Source organism: Burkholderia sp. 3C (genome assembly GCF_054589155.1).
Genome location: NZ_BAAILN010000155.1, coordinates 42,794 through 51,981 on the forward strand (window position 1 = coordinate 42,794; position 9,188 = coordinate 51,981).

The 9,188-nt window shown below is 69.0% G+C and carries 6 protein-coding genes; 4 read left to right on the plus strand and 2 right to left on the minus strand.

Going from position 1 to position 9,188, the window contains the following annotated elements; genetic code table 11:
• The first annotated feature begins 47 nt into the window (after positions 1-47).
• On the plus strand, positions 48-1,313 hold the full coding sequence (gene sbcD / locus ACYP33_RS32880; RefSeq protein ID WP_459625479.1) for an exonuclease subunit SbcD: 1,266 nt from the start codon (positions 48-50) through the stop codon (positions 1,311-1,313).
• Positions 1,310-4,786, plus strand: coding sequence for an AAA family ATPase (locus ACYP33_RS32885; protein WP_459625325.1), 3,477 nt, complete (start codon positions 1,310-1,312; stop codon positions 4,784-4,786). Before sbcD ends, ACYP33_RS32885 begins: the two co-directional genes overlap by 4 nt.
• A gap of 50 nt (positions 4,787-4,836) precedes the next feature.
• Here the strand turns inward: ACYP33_RS32885 and ACYP33_RS32890 are convergent, their stop codons facing one another.
• Positions 4,837-7,497, minus strand: a complete 2,661-nt coding sequence (locus tag ACYP33_RS32890) for a penicillin acylase family protein (RefSeq protein WP_459625326.1) — start codon at positions 7,495-7,497, stop codon at positions 4,837-4,839.
• Between ACYP33_RS32890 and ACYP33_RS32895 the strand changes: the two genes are divergently transcribed.
• A complete protein-coding gene (locus ACYP33_RS32895) occupies positions 7,469-7,813 on the plus strand; it encodes a hypothetical protein (protein WP_459625327.1) in 345 nt (114 codons plus the stop codon). The genes ACYP33_RS32890 and ACYP33_RS32895 overlap by 29 nt on opposite strands.
• Positions 7,814-8,239: 426 nt before the next feature.
• Here ACYP33_RS32895 and ACYP33_RS32900 read toward each other — a convergent pair whose 3' ends face one another.
• Positions 8,240-8,731 (minus strand): Fur family transcriptional regulator, encoded by a 492-nt coding sequence (locus ACYP33_RS32900; protein ID WP_459625328.1) that lies wholly within the window; start codon positions 8,729-8,731, stop codon positions 8,240-8,242.
• 169 nt (positions 8,732-8,900) lie between these two features.
• On the opposite strand from ACYP33_RS32900, the gene ACYP33_RS32905 reads away from it, so the two are divergent.
• A partial coding sequence (locus ACYP33_RS32905; RefSeq protein ID WP_459625329.1) for a nitroreductase family protein occupies positions 8,901-9,188 on the plus strand: 288 nt, incomplete at its 3' end.

The window sequence follows — 9,188 nt, forward strand, 5'->3', positions numbered from 1 at the left end:
GGCCATCGCCGCTGTGCACCGTCGGCACCCCGCCCTCACTCATCGTCATGCGTCTTCTCCACACTTCCGATTGGCATCTGGGCCAGAGCTTCATGGGCAAGAGCCGTCAAGCCGAACATCAGGCGCTGATCGACTGGCTCATGCTGCGCGTCCAGGAACTGGCCGTCGACGCCGTCGTCATCGCCGGCGATATCTTCGACACCGGCACGCCGCCCAGCTACGCGCGCGAGCTGTACAGCCAGCTCGTGGTACGGATGCACGAAGCCGGCGTGGCGCTGCTGCTGCTCGGCGGCAACCACGATTCGGTCGCCACCTTGCGCGAAAGCAGCGCGCTGCTCGCGCGCCTGTCGGCCACCGTGGTGCCGCATGCCGACGTGCCCGAGGATCAGGTGCGCGTGCTGCCGCTGCGCCGCGGCACGGCTGACGACAAGGCCGGCGGCAGCGCGGCCGGCGTGCCCGGCTGCGTGGTGTGCGCGATCCCGTTCATCCGCCCGCGCGACGTCACCCTGAGCGAAGCCGGCCAGACGGCCGACGAGAAGCGCCAGCAATTGATGGCATCGATCCAGGCGTACTACCAGGCCTGCTACGACGCGGCCGAGGCGGTGCGCGACGCGCTGCTCGAGGAAACCGGCCGCCGCCTGCCGCTGATCGCCACCGGCCATCTGACGACGGTGGGCGCCAGCGCCACCGAATCGGTGCGCGAGATCTACGTCGGCACGCTCGAGGCGTTCCCGACCGCGGCGTTCCCGCCGGTCGATTACCTGGCGCTGGGGCATATCCATCGTTCGCAGAAGGTGGGCGGCCTGGAACACATCCGCTACAGCGGCTCGCCGATCGCGCTGAGTTTCGACGAGGCGGCCCAGCAAAAGGAAATGCTGCTGGTCGAACTCGACGACACCGGCCTGCGCGCGGTCACGCCCGTGCCGGTGCCGGTATTCCGGCGGCTGGCCACGCTGAACGGCAACCTGAAAGCGCTGGCCGACACGCTGCCGCGCCTCGCCGAAGGCGCGACGCCGGAGCAGCCGGTGTGGGTGGAAGTGACCGTGACCGAGGACGACTACCTGTCCGATCTGCCCGCGCGCATCCAGGCGCTCGCGGAAGGCCTGCCGATCGAAGTGCTGCGGATTCGCCGCGAGCGCACCAACACGGCCGCGCAGTTGACGGCCGAAACCGGCGTCACGCTCGACGAACTCGATCCGCTCGATGTATTCGCGCGCCGCCTCGGCCAGGAAACGCTGCCCGAAGACCTGCGCGCATCGCTGACCGAGCGCTACCGGGAAATCGTCGCCGCCACCGGGGAGCACGACGCATGAAGATCCGCACGCTGCGCCTGAAGAACCTCAATTCGCTGAAGGGCGAATGGTTCATCGATTTCACCAGGCCGCCGTTTTCCGACCACGGGCTGTTCGCGATCACCGGCCCGACCGGCGCGGGCAAATCCACGCTGCTCGACGCGATCTGCCTGGCGCTGTATCACCGGACTCCTCGAGTTGACAGCGTCTCCTCGACAGTCAACGACGTCATGACGCGCCATACCTCGGACTGTTTCTCCGAGGTCGAATTCGAGATAAAGGGCAATGTTTACCGAGCGTTCTGGAGTCAGCACCGCGCACGAAACAAAGTGGACGGCGCGCTCCAACAGCCAAAGGTGGAACTGGCAAAAGGAGACGGTACGATCCTGGCTAGCCAAATTGGAGAAAAACTGCGGCTTGTCGCCGAGATCACCCGCCTGGATTACGCGCGCTTTACGCGTTCGATGCTGCTGGAACAAGGTGGCTTCGCGGCATTCCTGAATGCAGACGCCAAAGACCGCGCCGAGTTGCTGGAGGAACTGACCGGCACGGAGATCTACGGCGAGATTTCGCGGCGCGTCTACGAACGCGCGGCGGCGGCCCGCGACATCCTCAAGACCCTGCGCGCGCAGGCCGACGGCATGGATCTGCTGAACGCCGAGCAGCGCGAAGCGATGCAGCGCGAAATGGCGGCGCTGGCCGCGCAACTCGACGCGCTCGGCAAGCAACTGAAGACGCTGCAGACACAGCGCCAATGGCGCGTCGATCTGACGGCGGCGCAACAGGCCGCGCAGCAGGCGCAGGCCGGGCTGGAGAAGGCCGTCGCCGCGCTCGACGCGGCGGCCGGCGAACTGGCGCGGCTGGCGGCGAGCGAGCCGGCCGAACTGCTGCGTCCGTTGCACGACGCGCTGCAACGGGCCGATGCCGCCTGCCGGCAAACCGTCGCGCAACTGGCCGAACAGCGCACCCGCCAGACGGCCCGCGCCGCCCGGCATGGCGCCGAACACCGGCTCGCGGTGCGGCTGGCCGCGCGTGTCGGCGACGACGCGCAGCGCAAGCTCGGCGCGCTCGACGCCCAGCTCCAGCAGTTGAACGAACGCGCCGCCGCGCTGCGCCATCACGCCGTGCTCGGCGAACGGATCGGCATCTGGCGGCAGCAATTCGCGCATCGCGCCCAGGCCGTGGCCGGTATCGGTCAACGCGAGAAAGCTGCCGGCGAACTCGCGCGCAAGCTCGTGGACGAACGTGCCAGGCTGACGCGCCAGGCCGAAGCCGTCGCGCTGGCCGACAAGGCCCGCACCGATTCGGCCGCGCGCATCGCGACGCTGCACGATGCGCAGCAAACGCGTCTCGACGGCCGCTCGCTGCCCGAATGGCGGCAGCGCTGGCAAACCGCGCATCAGAGCGTCACGGCGTGGAAGGATCTCGACACGCGCGCGGCGGCCCTGCGCGAGCGTGCCGCCGAACGCGACGCGCTCGCCGCGCAACTGAAGCAGCTCGACGCCGACCTGGCGACTCACGGCACGCGGCTGACCGAGCGGCAGACCGCGCTGAACAAGCTCAAGGAGCAAGCCGCCGACAAGCAGAAGCTGCTCGAACAGGAGCAGGTCATTCGCAGCCTGAGCGAGCATCGCGAGCGCTTGCAGCCCGGCGAGGCCTGCCCACTGTGCGGTTCACATGAGCATCCGGCGATTAGTGCGTATGGCGCGATCGACGTGTCGGCCACCGCACGGGGCTTGCGCGCGCTGAACGAGGAAATCCGCACGGCCGACCAGCAGAACAACGCGTTGAACAGCGAACTGGCGGCCCAACGCGCCACGCAGAAGCAAGCGCAGGAACGCCTGACGCGGCTTGCCACGCAGATCGATCAAGGCCTGCGCGACTGGCGCGAACTCGCGGCCACGCTCGACGGCCAAGCGATCGGCGCAGACGATTGGGCGCACGCCAGCCGCCTCGAAGCGGGCCGCGTGACGGCCGATCGAGCGTCGGCACAACTCAAGCAGACGCTCGACGCCATCGAAGAAGCGGAAGGCAAACTTGCCGCCCTGCGCAAGACCGACGCCGAATCCATCGAGGCCTGGCACCGCGCCCGCACGCTGCAGGCCGCCATCGAGCAGACGATCGCGAGTACCGTCGAACGCCAGGCCGAAATCGACAACGAACTAAAGGCGCAACGCACCGCGCTGGAACATGACGATGCCGCGCGAGTGGCCGCGATCGTCGAAGCCGGGTTCGACGCCACCGGGCTGCCCGCCGAGGCCGAAACCTGGCTGGCCGCTCGCGTCGATGAATGGCAGGCGTGGCAAACCACCCAGCAGCGCGTGCAAACGCTGACGCAAGGCCGCATCGAGCAGCGCGCGCATTGCGAGGCCGCCGCCGCGGTGCTGACGCACTGGCAGACGCGCCTGCAAGCGCTCGAAGCGCAGCATCGCGACGCAGATACGCCCTTATCCGAGGAAGAAGCCGATACCGCGCCGGACGGCGATCCCGCGCAGGCACTGTCGGCCTGCACGAATCGTATCGACACGCTGACCCAGGAACTGAGTCAACTGGAAGGCCGCATCGGCCAGCTCGACGGCCTCCAGACCCAGCAGCGCACCACGCTCACCGAAGCCGATACGCAATGGCGCGCCGCGCTGGCCGCCAGCCCGTTCGCCGACCTGCCGGCGTTCCTCGCCGCCCTGCTGCCGCCCGACGAGCGCAAGCGCCTGCAAGCGCTGAAGCAAACCGCCGAGCAGGCACGGCAAACCGCGCAAACGCTGGTGCAATCGGCACAGGAGAAACTGACGGCGCTGACCGCGCAACCGGCGCAATCGGCGCAATCGGAGTTGTCGCTCGACGAACTGACCATGCAGATCGAGGCGATCAACACGCAAACCGCCGAACTGAACGGCAACCTGGGCGGCCAGCGCGAGCGGCTGAACCGCGACGACACGCTGCGCCGCAATCAGCAGGCCCTGTTCGCGCAGATCGAGGCGCAGGCGCGCGACACCGACGTCTGGCAGCACCTCGACGCGCTGATCGGCTCGGCCAGGGGCGACAAGTTCCGGAAGTTCGCGCAGGGTTTGACGCTCGACCATCTGCTGATGCTGGCGAACCGTCATCTCGACCGCCTTCACGCGCGCTACCTGCTGCGGCGCAAGGCCAGCGGCGAACTCGAACTGGAGATCGTCGATCTCTGGCAGGCCGACGTCACGCGCGACACGCGCACGCTGTCGGGCGGCGAGAGCTTCCTGGTCAGCCTGGCGCTCGCGCTGGCGCTGTCCGACCTGGTCAGCCACAAGACCTCGATCGATTCGGTGTTTCTCGACGAAGGCTTCGGCACGCTCGACGCCGATACGCTGGAGATTGCGCTCGATGCGCTCGACGCGTTGAATGCGAGCGGCAAGATGATCGGCGTGATCAGCCACGTCGAGGGGCTCAAGGATCGCATCGCCACGCAGATCCGCGTGGAGAAAGGCGGCGGGATCGGGCATTCGCGGCTGGTGATTTAGGCCGCGAGGCGGGCCGGTTGCGCATCTCGCGCGGCCGGCCCTTCGTTGCGCTATCGGCCGCCCTGGCTTTCGCGGCCCCCATCGCGCTCAGTGCCTTCATCACCTTCGGCCGGCATCACCAACCGCGTCACCGTCAACGCCGGGTCGGCCGCGATCTCCCCCGCCTCGAACGGCATGCGCAGCCAGCGCCGCTCGGCGTAGCGGCGCGTACCGTCGGCGAAGTGCGGCGAGGCCGGATCGTCCGATTCCGAATGCGCGAGCAGCGTATGAGCCTCCGCGCCCTGCGCGCCGAACGTCACCACCTGCAGATAGCTGTTGCCGCCGATCGTGTCGGCCGAGATCGGGTCGCGCGCGCGGCGCTTGCCGTAATCGCAGATCGACGCGAAATAGCCGACGCCCGCGCAGCCCCCGTACAACGGCACCGGTTCGCCGTTGCGCGTCAGGTAGAGCGTTTCGCCGCGCGTGGCGTCGAGCGCGTAGCCCGCGTCGGTCACGGCCAGGATCGCCGCGCCGAACGCCTGCGCGACGGCCGGTTCGTCGGCGCGCAGGCCGGCCGGCGTGTTCTGCGGATCGGCCGGGTCGAACGGCTTGGCGTACAGCTTCGCCGCGTCGATCTTCTCGGCGCGCGCCCAGAACTGATCCCATAGATAAACGCCGCGCGCGTCGCGGTCGGCCACGCCGTTCCAGGCGCGCAGCGTGCGGCAGGCCTCGGCCGTGTCGGCCATGCGAGCCGGGTGGAACACCTGCCCCGTCAGCGGATCGCGGTCCACACGCAAGCGCCCGCTCGCGCACACGCGATCGAGCACCGGCCGCTTGAACAGCGTGGCGCCGAGCGTGTCGCCGTCGAGCGTGAAGCGTTGCACGTCGGTTGCCGTCAGCCCCGTGCGCACTTGACCCGGCCGCAGTTCTTCGCCCGGCGCGGTGCGCTCGGCCAGCGCCAGCCCGAGCCGCGCGCGCATGTCGAGCGGCGCGACGCCTGTGCCCATCACGCGCGGGAAGCCCGTCAGCGGCTCGGCAGGATTGGCGAGCCAGTAGCTGTTGTTCATGTTCGCGACGAAATCGCGCCGCAGCAGGCCCGGCATCGCGGCAGCCGGCAGCGACCCGGCCTGCGCCGACGCGCCGCTGCGCTGCCAGTCGCATTCGCCGCGCGAACCATCCAGGAACGGCACGCCGGGCAGCCTCGCGTCCACCGCCTTGCCGATCGGCGGCGTGCAGCGGTCGGCCAGCGCATCGGGCACGTCGGGCACGTTGCCGATATCCGCGAACCAGACTTGCGGATCGCGACGGCCGATCGCCAGCGTGTTGACCCAGGGCATCGCGGCGGACGCCTTCTGCGTGGCGATGAAATCGGGCAGCGAACGCGCGCGGCCGAAATCGAGAAAGGTGCGGAAGATGCGGTCGTTGCCGCTGTTGGCGTCGCGAATCGCGAAGGCCTGGGTGTGCGTCCAGCCCAGCTTCGGCGACCACCCGGAGAGATCCACCACCGGCCCGTAACGCGTCGCGTAGAGCGTGCGCGCGACGGTGGCCAGCGTGCCGTCGGGCTTGCGCACCGGCACCGTCAGCGGCACGCGGCGCATCGTTTCGCGCTGGCCGTCCACCCAATACGCGGTGGGGTCGTCGGCGGCCAGCTTCAACTGGAACAGGCCGAAGCGTCGCGCGCCGGACACGGTGTGGGTCCAGGCGATCTCGTCGTTGTAGCCGATCATGATCACCGGCACGCCGAGGAACGACGCGCCGCCCACGTTCAGCTTGCCGGGAATCGTCAGTTGCGCCTGATAGAAGCGGTCCGGGCCGCTCCAGAACCAGTGCGGATTGCCGAACAGGATCGACGCGCCGCCCGTGGCGTCGCGACCGAACGCGAGCGCGTTGCTGCCGATGCCGTAATGGCCGCCGACGTGCAGCGCGTCGGGATCGAGCGCGGCGAGCGAGTTGGCGGTGGCGGCCTCGGCATGCGTGTTCGTCGGGTGGCTGGCCGGGTTGGCGGTGGCCGCCTCGGCATGCGTGTTCGTCGGGCGACTGGGCGGGTTGGCCGTGGCCGCCTCGGCATGCGCGTTCGTCGAGTGGCTGGCCGGGTTGGCCGTGGCCGCCTCGGCATGCGCGCTGGGCGGGTGGCTGGCTGGGTTGGCCGTGGCCACCTCGGCATGCGCGTTGGTCGAGTGGCTGGCCGGGTTGGCGCGCGTGCTGCCGTCCGCACGCAGCGGCGCGTCGGCCGAGGGTGGGTGCGCGCTCGCGATCGCCGACACGAAATGCGCCTCGCCGCCGGCCAGGTTCGCCGCGTAGAGGCGCCGATAGATGTCGGCGTCCGTAATCGACGACAGCCACGGTGCGTTGCGACAGGCCAGATGCCGGCCCGGCGCATCGCCCGCGCGCACTTCGTCGAGATAGCGGTCGTAGCCGGCCGCGAAGCCGCGAATCATCCGTTGCAGCGCGTCGGGCTGGCTGTGGCGGTAGCGCTCGATGGTGCCGGCCGAATCGACCAGCCGGAAGAAGAAATCGGAATCGAGATTGCTCGGCGCGCCGAGCGTGGAGCGCGTGGCCGGCTTGGCGCTCGCGCCGAAATACCGGGAGCGGTCGCCGCGATAGGTCACGAACGCCTCGGCCATCGTGCAGAGGTTGTCGCTCGCCTGCGCGTAGCCGTATCCATAGCCGAGCGCCTGCCAGTCGGCAGCCTCGATATGCGGAATGCCGTCGGCCGTACGCCGGATCAGCACCGTGTCCTTGTCGGCTTGGGCGGTTGAGGCGGTTGAGGCGGTTGAGGCGGTTGAGGCGGTTGAGGCGGTCGATGCGGCCGCCTGCGGCGTGGTCGAACCCGGCGCGGCGCACCCTGCCTGGCCCAGCGCACCGGCAAGGCCGACCGCCGCCGCAAGCGCCGCCATGCCCGCGCGCCATGTCCGGCGGGATCGGCCGGCTGCTGCGCGCCACTTCGTCGAAACTGAAAAAACCATGCTGTTCAATCCATTGCTTGATGCTCGGAGCCAGCCGCCGCGCAACGCCCTCGCCGCGCGACATGCGGCCCGGAGCCGGTGATGTCGATTGCGAAGCGCCGGCATGCGAACGCGATCCCGTCGATCCCGGGCGCGCCGTGAAGGCACGCCGGACCGGCCAACTTCGCCCTACCCCCGATTCGGAACACGTCGATCGACGTCGATTGTTGTGGTGCCGCGCCAGACATGCTGGACATGCGAGGCGCGGCGGTGACGCGGCGGGCAGGCCGTGCGCTTCGTTGTGGTCGCAACGATGTCGCATTCGCGCGGCCTGCGCCGTAGCTGGCGGCGTTGGCTGTGCCGTATCCGCGGTGGCGTATCGGCTGCGCCGCTCAAGCCGTGCCGTATTGATCGTGCCGGGTCGCGATCCGGCGTGCCTGTCGGCTGCACCGTCCCAGCCGTGCCGTATTGCTCGTGGCAGGCCGTGATCCATCGTGCCTATCGGCCACACCATCCCCGCTGCGCCGTATCACTCGTGCCGAACCGCGTCGAGATCGTCCGCACCGTCCCACGCGGCCTCGCCCGCCAGCACCGGCCTCGGCTTCGGCCGGCACTGCGCGCAATAGCCGTGCAGCACGAGGTGATGGCCGGTCAGCAGATAGCCGAGCGCGTCGGCCGCCGCCTTCTCGCGGCCGTCGATCAGCGGGTCCGAAAACTCGTCCACCTGGCCGCAGCTCAGGCAGATGATGTGGTCGTGCCGCTTGCCGTCGTTCAGTTCGTAGACATGACGATTCGAATCGAGCGTGCCGCTCGTCAGGATGCCGGCCTCGACGAACTGCGACAGCACGCGGTACACCGTGGCGAGCCCGATATCGATCTGCTCGGCCACCAGATGCCGATACACATCCTCGGCGCTGACATGGCGCGGGCGGGCCGCCGCGAAGAATTCCAGCACCTTCACGCGCGGCAAGGTCGCGCGCAGGCCTGCTCCCTGCAATTGTTCGAGTACCTGCGTCGGCATAGGCAAATTGTCGAAGGTTCGGAGATGACCGGCCGCCCGCACTGAAACGGCCGGCGCATGGCGCCACGCGCACCCTCGCCACAATAACCGACAAAAATGCGAATGAGAATCATTTGCACAAATCGCAACACTTGCGCATCATGTTGCGATCTTGCCCAACGGAGTCAGCATGAACACCACCGCATCGAACCCCGGCCTTGCCTTCATCGACACGCTGCTGTCGCGTCAATCCCACTACGGCCTGACCGAGCCCGCGCCGGGCGGCCACGAACTCGACCTGATCCTCGACACCGCGATGCGCGCGCCCGACCATGCGCAACTGCGTCCGTGGCGTTTCGCGCTGATCCGCGACGAAGCTCGCATCGAGCTGGCCGAGGTATTGATCGAGCTGGCCGCGGCTCGCGAGCCGCAACTGTCGCCGGCCGATCTCGAAGCACGCGGCAACGCCGCGCAGGCC